This window comes from Goekera deserti (assembly GCF_010685995.1).
Classification (GTDB): Bacteria; Actinomycetota; Actinomycetes; order Mycobacteriales; family Geodermatophilaceae; genus Goekera; species Goekera deserti.
In genome coordinates this window covers 22190-34504 of sequence record NZ_JAAGWK010000005.1, presented here as the reverse complement: position 1 = coordinate 34504, position 12315 = coordinate 22190, and the positions used below count along the sequence as shown (strand labels likewise).

The following is a 12315-nucleotide window of genomic DNA, read 5'->3' as shown; positions in this document are numbered from 1 at the left end:
TCCCCGTCCGGCCCGCGACCGCGGTGCCGAGCGGGCCCGGCCGACGTGCCACGTGCGTCGGGCGGCCCCCGGGCGAGTGCCACTCGCACCGCCGTAGTCCCCGGTCCGCTCACGCGGCCCGGTGGGGGACAAGGAGCATCGATGATCGAGGACAGGACCCGGACGAACGGCGGCCCGGGCGGCACCGGCACGTCGGTGTGGGTGTTCGACGAGCGCCGACGCGTGCGGGACGACGTCGCCGCACGACTGGTCGCCCTGTCGTTCGTGAGCCGGGTGGAGGTCGTCGGCGACGCCGCGTCCCTCCTGCAGCGACTCACCGCGCGCCAGCCCGACGTGCTGCTCGTCGGCACGCAGCGCGCCATGGACAGCGGTCTGGCGGTGGCCACCCAGGTGCTCCGCTCGCACCCGACGCTGCCCGTGCTCGTCCTGGGCGCCCCGGACGACGCCGAGACCGTCGGTGCCGCCGTCGCCTTCGGTGCCCGCGGGTACCTCCGCTGGGACGCCACGCCCCTGGAGATGGGCCTGGGGCTGTCCCGGGTGGGGCTGCGGGCCGAGCCCGTGCGCCCGCAGCACACCGGGCCGCTGGCCGGGGTCGGCGCGTCCGGTCCGGGCTGGACCGGCGCCAGCCCGCTCAACGGCGGCAGCCCGGCGACGGTGCGCTCCACCGTGCGCGAGATGACCGCCGCGGCCCTGTCGGCCCGCGAGATGCAGGTGCTCACCGGCATGAGCCAGGGCAAGAGCAACGCCCAGATCGGCCGGGAGCTCTACCTCTCCGAGGACACCATCAAGACCCACGCCCGCCGGCTCTTCCGCAAGCTGGGCGCCAAGGACCGCGCCGAGGCGGTGGCCACCGGCTTCCGCCGCGGCATCATGACGTAGCGCCTGGTCGCGCTGCGCGCTCCGACAGCGTCCCGATGAACGCCAGGACCCCGCCCCGGCGCTCACGGCGGGGTCTGTGCGTTCATCGTGGAGGACGGCTGCGGTGCACGATGCGGGCCGTGTCCGGCGTCGGGTCGTCGCCGGTCAGGTCCTGCCAGTCCCCGGCGGGCACGGCTCAGTCGAGGGCGTGGCGGCCGGAGCTGGCCGGGCCCGAGGGCTCGTCGCGCTCGGCGGCGGCGGAAACTCCGTCGGCGTACCCACTGGCGTAGTCCCAGCTGACGTAGTCGTCGGGGTCGGGGTCGAAGGGCGGCTCGTGCCGGCCGGTCTGGCCCTCGTCGAGCAGCTGCCGCAGGTTGGCCTGCATGAGCGCCCAGTCGACGTGGTGCTCCTCGTCGCAGTCGGGGCAGTCGACCACGATGCCCTTGACCCCGGTGGGCTCCAGGAGGGTGCGGAAGACCTCCAGCTCGGCGAGGTCGTCGAGCACGCCCGCCCGCTCGTCGATGCTCAACGGCGGCGGACGGTCACCCGACTCGTAGTCGGGTCCGAAGTCCGGACCCGGGGTCTCGTCCCACGTGCTCATGTGGGCCCACGGTAGTGGGCTGGAGGCGGGCGTGGGAGCGCCGCCTACGATCGGGGGTGGTTCTCGCGCGCCCCGCCGGGCGCCACCACCGACCTGTCGAGAGGGTGGCGGCCACCCATGCAGCCCGACGAGCGCACTCCCGAGCTCCCCGCCAAGTTCGCCCCGCTGGGCCTGACCTACGACGACGTCCTGCTGATCCCGGGCGCGTCGGACGTCGTGCCGGGCGACGTGGACACCAGCAGCCTGCTGACCCGTGACATCCGGCTGGCCATCCCACTCGTGTCCGCGGCGATGGACACGGTGACCGAGGCACGCATGGCGATCGCGATGGCGCGGGTCGGCGGGCTCGGCGTGTTGCACCGCAACCTGTCTGCAGAGGAGCAGGCCGGCCAGGTCGACCTGGTGAAGCGCTCGGAGTCGGGGATGATCACCAACCCGGTGACGTGCTCGCCGGACAACACCCTGGCCGAGGTCGACGCACTGTCCGGGCGCTACCGCATCTCGGGCGCTCCGGTCGTCGACGCCGACGGTGTCCTGGTGGGCATGGTCACCAATCGCGACATGCGCTTCGAGACCGACCAGAACCGACTCGTGCGCGACGTCATGACCCCCCTCCCGCTGGTGACCGCGCCCGTCGGGGTCGACGGCGAGACTGCCCTGGGGCTGCTCCGCCAGCACAAGATCGAGAAGCTCCCGTTGGTCGACGAGGCGGGTCGGTTGCGCGGGCTGATCACCGTGAAGGACTTCGTCAAGCGCGACCAGTACCCGAACAGCACCAAGGACGCCGACAACCGACTCGCCGTCGGGGCGGCCCTGGGCGTCGGCGAGGACGCCTACAAGCGGGCCGGCCTGCTGGTGGACGCGGGCGTCGACGTGCTCATGGTGGACACGGCGCACGGGCACCAGCGCGCTGTGCTGGACATGGTCGCGCGGGTCAAGGCGTCGTTCTCCGTGCAGGTCGTAGGCGGGAACATCGCCACCCGCGCCGGGGCCCAGGCCCTCGTCGATGCCGGTGCTGACGGGGTGAAGGTCGGCGTCGGCCCGGGGTCCATCTGCACCACCCGGGTCGTCGCCGGCGTCGGGGTCCCGCAGGTCACCGCGGTCTACGAGGCCTCGCTGGCCTGCCGGCCGGCGGGTGTCCCCGTCATCGCAGACGGCGGTCTCCAGTACTCGGGGGACATCGCCAAGGCGCTCGTCGCCGGGGCGGACACCGTGATGCTCGGCAGCCTGTTCGCCGGGGTCGAGGAGGCCCCGGGTGACCTGGTCTTCATGAACGGCAAGCAGTTCAAGTCCTATCGGGGCATGGGGTCCCTCGGGGCGATGCAGAAGCGTGGCAGCCAGTCCTACAGCCGAGACCGGTACTTCGCCGACGATGCCCTGTCCGACGACAGCCTGGTGCCGCAGGGCATCGAGGGGCAGGTGCCCTACCGTGGCGCGCTGTCGTCGGTCGCCCACCAGTTGGTGGGCGGCCTGCAGGCCGCGATGGGCTTCGCGGGGGCGGCCACCGTCGCCGATCTCCAGGCCGACGGCCGACTGACCCGGATCACCTCCGCCGGGCTGACCGAGAGCCACCCGCACGACATCCAGATGACCGTCGAGGCACCCAACTACCGTGCCCGCTGACCGCGGCGCGGGCCCCCGACGTCCGAGCACCGTGACCTCCCTGACCACGACCGACGACCGGGCCGGTGACAACTGATGGCAGTGCGCGACCACGAGGAGATCGGGCGGGGGCGGTTCGCCCGCCGCGCCTACGACCTGGACGAGGTCTCGATCGTCCCGTCCCGGCGCACCCGGGACGTCGACGACGTCTCCACCGCCTGGCAGATCGACGCCTTCCGCTTCGACATCCCGCTGGTGGCCTCGCCGTCGGACGCCGTGATGAGCCCGGCGACGGCGGCGGCCGTGGGTGCGGCCGGCGGCCTGGGCGTGCTGAACGCCGAGGGCCTCTGGACCCGCTACGACGACCCGACCGACGTCTACCGGCAGGTGGTCGAGGCCGCCGCGGCCGACAGCGGCGCCATGCTGGAGACCACGGCACTGCTGCAACGGCTCTACGCCGAGCCGGTCAAGCCCGACCTGGTCGCCGCCCGGGTCAAGGACCTGCACGACGCCGGGGTGACCACCGCGGCCCGCATCTCACCGCAGCACACCCAGCAGCTGGCGCCCGCGGTGCTCAACGCCGGGGTCGACCTGCTGGTCATCCAGGGCACGATCGTCTCCGCCGAGCACGTCACCAGCCAGGGCGACGACGCGCTGAACCTCAAGGAGTTCATCGCCGACCTCGACGTCCCGGTGATCGTGGGTGGCGCGGCCGACTACCAGACGGCGCTGCACCTGATGCGCACCGGCGCAGCCGGCGTCATCGTCGGCATCGGCGCGGACAGCTCCTCCACCGCGGACGCCGTCATGGGCGTGCGGCTGCCGCTGGCCAGCGCGATCGCCGACGCCGCCGCCGCCCGCCGGGACTACCTGGACGAGACCGGCGGCCGCTACGTGCACGTCATCGCCAACGGCCGGATCGAGACCAGCGGGGCGATCGCCCGGGCACTGGCCTGCGGTGCCGACGCGGTGCAGCTGGGTGAGCCGTTGCGGCTGGCCGCGGAGGCACCCGGGCAGGGCACCTGGTGGGACTCGGTGGCCTCGCACCCCCGGCTGCCCCGCGGCACCGTCTCCGGGCCCAGCCCGGCGCGCGGCTCGATGGAGCGGGTGCTGCTCGGCCCGGCCGAGGCCGCCGACGGCCGCACCAACCTCTTCGGTGCGCTCAAGCGCACGATGGCCAAGACCGGCTACCGGGACCTGAAGGAGTTCCAGCGGGTCGACCTGGTCGTGGGCTGGTGACCATGGACTTCCCGACGGTCCTCGTCGTCGACTTCGGCGCGCAGTACGCCCAGCTCATCGCCCGGCGCATCCGGGAGGCCGGCGTCTACTCCGAGCTCGTCGGCTCCGACACCCCCGTGGCGGAGCTGCTGGCCCGCAAGCCGGCGGCGATCGTGCTGTCCGGTGGGCCGTCCAGCGTGTACGCCGAGGGCGCGCCGCAGGTCGACCCGGCGGTGTTCGAGGCCGGCGTGCCGGCCTTCGGCATCTGCTACGGCTTCCAGGCGATGGCCGCCAGCCTCGGCGGCACCGTGGCCCGCACCGGCGACCGGGAGTACGGCGGCACCCCGCTGACCGTCACCACCCCCGGCTCGCTGTTCGGTGCGCTGCCGGCCGAGCAGTCGGTGTGGATGAGCCACGGCGACGCGGTGAGCGCTGCCCCGCCCGGGTTCACCGTCACCGCGACGTCCACCGGCGCCCCGGTGGCGGCCTTCGAGGACGTGGACCGCCGGCTGGCCGGGGTGCAGTTCCACCCCGAGGTGCGGCACACCGCGCACGGCCAGACGGTGCTCGAGCACTTCCTGTTCGACATCGCCGGCCTGGAGCGCTCCTGGACGATGGCCAACGTCGTGGAGGAGCAGGTCGCGGCCGTCCGGGCCCAGATCGGTGACCGGCGGGCGATCTGCGGGCTGTCCGGCGGCGTCGACTCCGCGGTGGCGGCCGCGCTCGTGCAGCAGGCCATCGGTGACCGGCTCACCTGCGTGTACGTCGACCACGGGCTGATGCGCGAGGGCGAGACCGAGCAGATCGAGCGGGACTTCGTCGCCGTCACCGGCGCGGACCTGCGGGTCGTCGACGCCGGCGAGCAGTTCCTCGGCGCGCTGGCCGGGGTGAGCGACCCCGAGCAGAAGCGCAAGATCATCGGCCGGGAGTTCATCCGGGTGTTCGAGCAGGCCGCCCTCGACGTCGTCGCCGAGGCCGAGGAGCACGGTGAGACCGTCGACTTCCTGGTGCAGGGCACGCTCTACCCCGACGTCGTGGAGTCCGGCGGCGGCACCGGGACGGCGAACATCAAGAGCCACCACAACGTGGGCGGACTGCCCGAGGACCTCACGTTCACCCTCGTCGAGCCGCTGCGCACGCTGTTCAAGGACGAGGTGCGGGAGGTCGGCCGCCAGCTGGGCCTGCCCGACACGCTGGTGCAGCGCCAGCCGTTCCCGGGCCCCGGCCTGGGCATCCGGATCGTCGGCGAGGTGACCCGGGAACGGCTGGACGTGCTGCGCCAGGCCGATGCCATCGCCCGCGAGGAGCTGTCGGCGGCCGGGCTGGACACCGAGATCTGGCAGTGCCCGGTGGTGCTGCTGGCCGACGTCCGGTCGGTGGGGGTGCAGGGCGACGGCCGCACCTACGGCCACCCGGTGGTGCTGCGCCCGGTGTCCAGCGAGGACGCGATGACCGCGGACTGGACGCGGCTGCCCTACGACGTGCTGGCCCGGATCTCCACCCGGATCACCAACGAGGTGGCCGAGGTCAACCGGGTCGTCCTCGACGTGACGAGCAAGCCCCCCGGCACGATCGAGTGGGAATGAAGGACCTCGTCGCCCCCCACGACTCGCACGCTCGTCGCGGGCCCCTGCGACGAGGCCAGGTCACCTGGTGAGCTCGATGTCGCCGGCGCCGCTGTCGAGCGTGATCACGAACTCGGGCTGCCCGTCGTCGGTCCAGGACGCCGAGCCGCTGCCGGGGTAGAGGCCGGGGTCGCCGTCGGCGTCGAAGACGTCCACGTCGCCGGCGCCCTCGTCCACCCGGACCTGCACGTCGGCCGCCTCGGGCACCCGCACCTCGACGTCGCCGGCACCGGACTCGATGCGGGTCTCGATCGGCTCGTCCAGGTCGGAGACGTCGATCCGGGAGAGGTCGACGTCCAGGTCACGGCTGCCGCTCTCGTAGACATCGGCGACGGCACCGGCGGAGCGGGGCTGCACGTCGCGGTCGCCGAAGCCGAAGCCGGGGCCGCCGCGGCCGTCGCGGCCCCAGCGATCGCCGAACACCGCGCCGAGCACGATGCCCACCACGGCCAGGACGGCCAGGACGGCGATGCCGATGCGCAGGATCCGCCGGCTGCGGCGGCTGCTGTCGGCGGTGCTGCCGGCCCGGGGCATGAGCACCCACAGCAGCAGGTAGACGAGCAGGCCGGCGCCGCCGGCGAAGGTCAGCGCGATGGCACCGACCCGCCAGAGCAGGGCGTCGATGCCGGTGTGCTCGGCGAGCCCGCCGCAGACGCCGCCGATGACCTTGTCCTGCCGGCTGCGCCGCAACGGCGGGCGACCGGGCCGGGGAGCGGGGCCGGGGGCGGGCGGGAGGACGTCGGTGGGTGGCTCGGTGGTCGGGGGCACCGGCGGGGCGGGGGGAGGCGGAGGTGCTGCGGTCATGTCCCCAGCCTGCCGCCGGGGCCGGCGCCGCGGTATCGGGGAAGCCCCTGAACCGACCCTGATCAGGCGGTGCGCCGGGTGAGCACCCAGCGCAGGGTCACGAAGCGGGCGAGGCCGATCGCGGCGCTGACGAGCGCGACGACGGCGAGCTGCAGGAGCTGGCCCGAGCCGTCGGTGACGCCCTCGAGCAGGGCGAGCGTGACGCTGCTGGCGAGCAGGCCCGCGGCCGCCACGCCACCGCCGGCCCATTGCGCGGCGGCCCAGCCCACCCGGTCGGCGGCGTGGAAGGTGAGCCGCCGGTGCAGCTCGTTGGCCAGCGCGGTGGAGGCGACGACGGCGACGAGGTTGGCCAGCTGGGTGCCCGCGCTGCCCAGCGCCAGGAACAGGGCGGCGTAGACGACGTTGGCCGACCCGCCGGCGAGCACGAAGCGCACGAACTGGCTGCGGGCGTCCTCGCCCTCGCGCAGACCGCGCAGCCGGCCCGCGGCCGGGGCGGGGGCGGGCGGGCCGGCCACCGGGCGGGGGTCATGCAGTACGGCGCTGGTCATGGGACCAGGCTGCTGCGCGCCGCTGGGCGGCACATCGGGGGAGACCCTGGCCGTGCCCTGAACCGGCCGGGGCCTCCGGATCAGGGTGATCACCCGTGGTGCGGGCGACCCGGCGGGTGCGACGATCGACCGGTGACGACCCTGCTGGCCGCGCCGCCGCGGCCGCCACTGGTGCGCCCGGCGCACGGGCGGCTGCTGTCCGGTGTCGCGGCCGGGACGGCGGCCCACCTGCGGCTGAAGCCTGTCGTCGTCCGGGTGGCGTTCGTGGTGCTGACGTCGTTCTTCGTCGGGTTCGTGGCCTACGCGCTGCTCTGGTTCCTCATGCCGGTGGCGACCGCCGAGCAGGACGACCAGGTGCGCGCCCCGGAGCCCGGCCGGCTGCAGACCCTGGGTCTGGCGCTGCTCGGCTACGCCGCGCTGGTGTCGTTCACCAGCTCGCTCGGCTGGGGCGGCTCCGGCCTCGCGGTGCCGCTGCTGCTGCTCGGCACCGGCCTGGTGGTCATCTGGCGCCAGCTGGACACCGACCGGGCACTGGACCGGGCCACCGAGCGGTGGGCGCTGGCCGGCGGCACCCTGCTCGGCGTCCTCGGGGTGTTCGCGCTGCTGAGCACCACCGGTCAGCTGGCCAACGCGCGCAATGGCTTCGCCGCGACCCTGGTGATCCTGGTCGGCATCGTGCTGGCCACCGCACCGCTGTGGCGCCGGCTGCTGGTGCAGCGCGCGGCCGAGCGCTCGGCCCGGATCCGCTCCGAGGAGCGGGCCGCGCTCGCCGCGCACCTGCACGACTCGGTGCTGCAGACGCTCTCGCTCATCCAGCGCCACGCGCACGAGCCGCAGCAGGTCGGCCGGCTGGCCCGCAGCCAGGAACGCGAGCTGCGGGCCTGGCTGTACGAGCCGGCCGTCGCCGCCGGCGGCACGTGGGCGGCGACGGTGAGCGCGCTGGTCGCCGAGGTCGAGGCCGACCACCTGGTCACCGTGGAGTCCGTGGTCGTCGGTGACACCCCGCTGGACGACGCGGTCACCGCGCTGGGCCAGGCCACCCGGGAGGCCGTCGTCAACGCGGCGAAGCACTCCGGGGCGACGTCGGTGGCGCTGTACAGCGAGGTCGGCGTCGACCAGGTGTCGGTGTTCGTCCGCGACCGGGGCACCGGCTTCGACCCCGGTGCCGTCCCGGCGGACCGGCGGGGCCTGCGGGACTCCGTCGTGGGCCGGCTGCACCGGCACGGCGGCACCGCGCTGGTGCGCTCGGCCCCGCACGAGGGCACCGAGGTCGAGCTGTGCCTGCCGCGGGGTGCCGGGTGAGCGGGCGCACCCGGGTCTACCTGGTCGACGACCACGCCATGGTCCGGGCCGGTGTCCGCGCCGAGCTCGGCGACCACGTGGAGGTCGTGGGGGAGGCCGCCGACACCGACGCCGCGGTGGCCGGCATCCGCGCCAGCGCACCGGACGTCGTCCTGCTCGACGTGCACCTGCCCGGCGGTGGTGGCCGGGTCGTGCTGGAGACCGTCCGCGCGGAGCTGCCGGACACCCGGTGGCTGGCGCTGTCGGTGTCCGACGCGGCGGAGGACGTCATCGCCGTCATCCGGGCCGGTGCGCGCGGCTACGTGACCAAGTCGATCTCCGGGCCCGAGCTGCTCGACGCGGTGCGCCGGGTGGCCGACGGCGACGCCGTGTTCAGCCCCCGGCTGGCCGGCTTCGTGCTCGACGCGTTCTCCGCGGCCGCGGCACCCGCCCCACCGGTGCCGGCCGACCCGGAGACCGACCCGGGGCTGGACCTGCTGTCGGCCCGCGAGCGCGAGGTGATGCAGCTGCTGGCCCGCGGCTACACCTACCGGGAGATCGGCCAGCGGCTGTTCATCTCGATCAAGACCGTCGAGTCGCACGCCTCGAACGTGCTGCGGAAGCTGCAGCTGTCCAACCGCAACGAGCTCACCCGCTGGGCGGCGACCAACCGCCTGCTGTGACCTCACGGTCCTCCGATCGCCGAGCCGCGAGACGCCCCCGCTCGTCACGACTGGACTGAGCCCTGATCAAAGGGTCCTCGCGGGCTACGTTCTTCCGCACCATGGTCCCGCAGAGCTTGCTCCACTGGCCGCCGGAAGAGGTCCGCGCGGCCCTGCCACCGGTCGTCCTGCTCCACGGCAGCGGGCAGGACGAGCGGAGCTTGCTCACCTTTGCCGCTCGTGCCTGCCCGGGGCACCCACTGGTCCCGGTTCGAGGCCGCATCCCCTGGGAGAGCGGCTTCGCCTTCTTCCGTCGCAATCCCGACCGCACGCTCGACCTCGCCGACCTCGCCGAAGGGGCTGCGGCTCTCCAGGAGCTGCTGAGCCGTCTTCGGGAGGTGGGTCACCGGCCCCCGATACTGCTCGGATACTCCAACGGGGCCATCGTTGCTGCGGCGGCGCTGGCGCGAGACGCGACGGCGGCGGCCGGTGCGGTCCTGCTGCGCCCCCTCACCCCGGCGCCGAACGCCCCGCTGCCTGCGATGTCGGCCTGCCCGGTGCTCCTGGTCGCCGCCACCCACGATGAGCGGCGCAAGCCCCAGGACGCGCGAACGCTGTACGAGCAACTGCTCACTGCGGGCGCAGCACCGATGCTGGTCGCGCTCCCCGCGGGGCACCCGCTGACGGTCGGCGACGCGGCCGTCGTTGCCGCCTGGCTCGGCGCCCTCGTCGCCCGAACAGGCGGGACATGGTCGGCGGTGCGCGCAGGACAGGAGCAACCGTTCGATAGCGGCGGGTAGTGCCGGCCACCCGCTGCCCGACCCGCTCCAGGTCAGCTCCGACGTCGGAGTCGGACGAGCTCCGCTCGGCGTGACAGTCCGGGTCAGCCGAAGTGGCTCTTCGGGATCACGCCGTGCACGCCGACGGTGCGGTCGACGACCTGGGAGACCTCGAAGTCGACCGCGGCCGAGAGGTAGGCGTAGGCCACGGCGCGGTCCATGCCCAGGTCGGCCTGGAGGAAGTCCAGCGCGTTGACCACCGCCCGCCGGGACGCCACGTCCAGGTCGCTCACCTGGCCGCCCCGCGCGCCGTCCGGGTCGGACAACCCGATCGGCACCCACGCGTCCGCGGTCTCGCCGAACGGGTACCGGAAGGCCACCGACGGGGCGTCCCCGGAGCCCGGCCGGCACACGGTGAGCCGGAAGGTCAGGCGCAGCGAGCCCTCCAGCGCGGTGAGCGCCACCTCGCCGTTGCCCATGGACATGTGCGGGTCGCCCACCGAGAACAGCGCGCCCGGGGCCACCACCGGCAGGTAGAACGCCGAGCCGACGGCCAGCAGCCGGACGTCGATGTTGCCACCGCCGACGGTGGGCGGGATCGAGTTGACCAGCGGGTCGTTCAGCGTCGCGGCGTCCCCGACGGTGGCCACCGACATCAGCCCGGCGAACGGCGTGATCGGCCAGCTCACCTCACCCGTGGTGCCCACCGGCAGGTACGCGTCCGGGACACCGCCCCGGCCCGAGCGCACCGGGGTGAACACCGACACGTTGCCGTACTGCAGCGGGTCCTTCGTCGCCCGGCCGTCGGGAGTGGTGGGCATGACCTCGGCGGCGCTGATCCCACCGGCCGCCGTCGCGAAGGACACCGACAGCGCGCCCTTGCCGTGCCGGCTGGAGATGACCCCGTAGGGCACCCGCGGCAGCGCCGACAGCGGCTCGATCTTCAGCACGTCGCCCGGGCGGGCCTCCTCCACGTACACCGGGCCGGTGACGACGTGCGGGCCGTCGGCGTCGAAGTCGCGGGGGTGCCGGGCGTACCCGGCGGCGATCGCCACGGCGTCGTCCAGCACCTGGTCGCGTGGGACGCCCTTGCCGGCGAACCAGGCGGCGGGGTCGCGGCCCTGGTCCTCCAGCAGGCCCTCGTGGCTGACCGTGTCCACGGTGATCGTCCGGCCCGAGCGGACCCGGGCCACCGGTGCGTCCGTGGTGCGGGGCAGGTAGCCCCACAGCACCTCGTCGGTGCGTGAGGGCAGGTAGACGTCGCCGTCGATCGGGCCGGTGCCCGGCTGCAGCACCTCCCGCGGCAGCCGCGGGCGGGCCGACGGCGTTGCGCCGGCGGGAGCGGCCGCCGCGACCCCGGCAGCGAGCACCGCCCCGGTGGCCAGGGCCGCCTGCACGAAGGCGCGCCGGCCGAGCCCCCGCTCGACGAGGTCGGCGGCGGTGGCAGGGTCGACCCGCGGGTGCTGCGGACTCAGGGTCATCACGGGCTCCGGTCCTCGGGTGCGATGTCGCAGCCGGTTGTACGGGGCCGGTGTTGCAGCGGGATGACCGCGAGCGAGCCGGTGTTGCAGGCGCGTGACGGGTCAGCTGGTGAACACGACGTGGAACGCCTCGGCCAGGCGGTCGTCGGGCAGGCCGTGGGTGCGCGCGGTCTGCCGCATCCAGCCGGTGACGAACTCGCGCAGCTGACCGTCGGGCTGGTGGCTGACCTGGGTCACGTGGCTCATCAGCGCGGCGAACTTCCGCTCCACCACGTCGGTGACGTCGACGGCGTGGTCGGCCCGCGGGCTGGCGCCCAGCCACACCTCGTCCACGGTCCAGGCGTCCAGGCCCTCCTGGTCCAGCAGCTCGGGGTGCGCGAACGGGTTGCGGGCGTCGGGGTAGACCGCGCGCAGCGTCGACTCGCCGACGGTCATGTGGTCGGGGTGGCTGGCCCCGATCCGGTCGTACATCCGCTCCGGCGAGGAGGTGAGCACCCGCTGCGGCCGCACCTGCCGGATGACCCGGCTGATGTCGCGCCGCAGGTCCAGGGTCAGCTCCAGCCGGCCGTCGGGGTACCCCAGGAAGCGCACGTCGCTCACGCCGACCGCCGCGGCGGCCGCCCGCTGCTCGGCCTGGCGCAGCCGCGGCATCTCCGCGCGCGGGGTCTCGTCGAAGCCCCCGGCGTCGCCGTCGGTGACGATGCAGTAGACGACCTCGGTGCCGGCCGCCGTCCAGGTGGCCACGGTGCCCGCGCTGCCGAAGTCGACGTCGTCGGGGTGGGCGAGCACGCACAGCGCGCGCTCCACGTGCTCGACGGGACGGCGGTCAGCGGGTGCGGTCACCGACCGAGCCTAT

12 protein-coding genes are annotated in these 12315 nt (G+C 74.3%); 7 read left to right on the top strand and 5 right to left on the bottom strand.

Annotation, left to right across the window (positions count from 1 at the left end):
* Positions 1 to 141: 141 nt before the first annotated feature.
* On the top strand, positions 142 to 879 hold the full coding sequence (locus G1H19_RS01615; RefSeq protein WP_152731683.1) for a response regulator transcription factor: 738 nt from the start codon (positions 142 to 144) through the stop codon (positions 877 to 879).
* A gap of 175 nt (positions 880 to 1054) precedes the next feature.
* On the opposite strand, the gene G1H19_RS01610 is transcribed toward G1H19_RS01615, so the two are convergent.
* Complete coding sequence (locus G1H19_RS01610; RefSeq protein ID WP_152731684.1) at positions 1055 to 1459, bottom strand: DUF5319 family protein; 405 nt, start codon at positions 1457 to 1459, stop codon at positions 1055 to 1057.
* Positions 1460 to 1576: 117 nt separating this feature from the next.
* Here G1H19_RS01610 and guaB point away from each other — a divergent pair, with 117 nt between their 5' ends.
* The 3 genes from guaB (at position 1577) to guaA (ending at position 5865) form a co-directional block, all read left to right on the top strand.
* On the top strand, positions 1577 to 3082 hold the full coding sequence (gene guaB / locus G1H19_RS01605) for an IMP dehydrogenase (RefSeq protein WP_152731685.1): 1506 nt from the start codon (positions 1577 to 1579) through the stop codon (positions 3080 to 3082).
* 75 nt (positions 3083 to 3157) lie between these two features.
* Positions 3158 to 4300, top strand: a complete 1143-nt coding sequence (locus G1H19_RS01600) for a GuaB3 family IMP dehydrogenase-related protein (RefSeq protein WP_152731686.1) — start codon at positions 3158 to 3160, stop codon at positions 4298 to 4300.
* Positions 4301 to 4302: 2 nt separating this feature from the next.
* Positions 4303 to 5865, top strand: coding sequence for a glutamine-hydrolyzing GMP synthase (gene guaA / locus G1H19_RS01595; RefSeq protein ID WP_152731687.1), 1563 nt, complete (start codon positions 4303 to 4305; stop codon positions 5863 to 5865).
* Between the two features lie 60 nt (positions 5866 to 5925).
* On the opposite strand, the gene G1H19_RS01590 is transcribed toward guaA, so the two are convergent.
* The gene (locus G1H19_RS01590; protein ID WP_152731688.1) at positions 5926 to 6708 is read right to left on the bottom strand and encodes a PspC domain-containing protein; all 783 of its coding nucleotides are present in this window, start codon (positions 6706 to 6708) and stop codon (positions 5926 to 5928) included.
* A 62-nt stretch (positions 6709 to 6770) separates the two neighbouring features.
* Entirely contained in the window at positions 6771 to 7256 is a 486-nt protein-coding gene (locus tag G1H19_RS01585; RefSeq protein WP_152731689.1) for a GtrA family protein, read from the bottom strand.
* Positions 7257 to 7388: 132 nt separating this feature from the next.
* On the opposite strand from G1H19_RS01585, the gene G1H19_RS01580 reads away from it, so the two are divergent.
* The 3 genes from G1H19_RS01580 to G1H19_RS01570 all read left to right on the top strand — a co-directional run bounded on the left by G1H19_RS01580 (position 7389) and on the right by G1H19_RS01570 (position 9999).
* The gene (locus tag G1H19_RS01580) at positions 7389 to 8558 is read left to right on the top strand and encodes an ATP-binding protein (protein ID WP_235928194.1); all 1170 of its coding nucleotides are present in this window, start codon (positions 7389 to 7391) and stop codon (positions 8556 to 8558) included.
* Complete coding sequence (locus tag G1H19_RS01575) at positions 8555 to 9220, top strand: response regulator (RefSeq protein ID WP_162393227.1); 666 nt, start codon at positions 8555 to 8557, stop codon at positions 9218 to 9220. Before G1H19_RS01580 ends, G1H19_RS01575 begins: the two co-directional genes overlap by 4 nt.
* A 101-nt stretch (positions 9221 to 9321) precedes the next feature.
* On the top strand, positions 9322 to 9999 hold the full coding sequence (locus tag G1H19_RS01570; RefSeq protein ID WP_152731691.1) for an alpha/beta hydrolase: 678 nt from the start codon (positions 9322 to 9324) through the stop codon (positions 9997 to 9999).
* An 83-nt stretch (positions 10000 to 10082) separates the two neighbouring features.
* Here G1H19_RS01570 and G1H19_RS01565 read toward each other — a convergent pair whose 3' ends face one another.
* Together G1H19_RS01565 and G1H19_RS01560 are read right to left on the bottom strand one after the other, a co-directional pair.
* Positions 10083 to 11459, bottom strand: coding sequence for an acetamidase/formamidase family protein (locus tag G1H19_RS01565; RefSeq protein ID WP_152731692.1), 1377 nt, complete (start codon positions 11457 to 11459; stop codon positions 10083 to 10085).
* A 102-nt stretch (positions 11460 to 11561) separates the two neighbouring features.
* The gene (locus tag G1H19_RS01560) at positions 11562 to 12302 is read right to left on the bottom strand and encodes a PIG-L deacetylase family protein (protein WP_162393228.1); all 741 of its coding nucleotides are present in this window, start codon (positions 12300 to 12302) and stop codon (positions 11562 to 11564) included.
* Positions 12303 to 12315: the final 13 nt, after the last annotated feature.

What these genes read in the sequence shown, in the direction of transcription:
- G1H19_RS01615 (WP_152731683.1), top strand. Translation starts at nt 142, where the DNA reads ATGATCGAGGACAGGACCCGGACGAACGGCGGCCCGGGCGGCACCGGC.
- G1H19_RS01610 (WP_152731684.1), bottom strand. Translation starts at nt 1,459, where the DNA reads ATGAGCACGTGGGACGAGACCCCGGGTCCGGACTTCGGACCCGACTAC.
- guaB (WP_152731685.1), top strand. Translation starts at nt 1,577, where the DNA reads ATGCAGCCCGACGAGCGCACTCCCGAGCTCCCCGCCAAGTTCGCCCCG.
- G1H19_RS01600 (WP_152731686.1), top strand. Translation starts at nt 3,158, where the DNA reads ATGGCAGTGCGCGACCACGAGGAGATCGGGCGGGGGCGGTTCGCCCGC.
- guaA (WP_152731687.1), top strand. Translation starts at nt 4,303, where the DNA reads ATGGACTTCCCGACGGTCCTCGTCGTCGACTTCGGCGCGCAGTACGCC.
- G1H19_RS01590 (WP_152731688.1), bottom strand. Translation starts at nt 6,708, where the DNA reads ATGACCGCAGCACCTCCGCCTCCCCCCGCCCCGCCGGTGCCCCCGACC.
- G1H19_RS01585 (WP_152731689.1), bottom strand. Translation starts at nt 7,256, where the DNA reads ATGACCAGCGCCGTACTGCATGACCCCCGCCCGGTGGCCGGCCCGCCC.
- G1H19_RS01570 (WP_152731691.1), top strand. Translation starts at nt 9,322, where the DNA reads ATGGTCCCGCAGAGCTTGCTCCACTGGCCGCCGGAAGAGGTCCGCGCG.
- G1H19_RS01565 (WP_152731692.1), bottom strand. Translation starts at nt 11,459, where the DNA reads ATGACCCTGAGTCCGCAGCACCCGCGGGTCGACCCTGCCACCGCCGCC.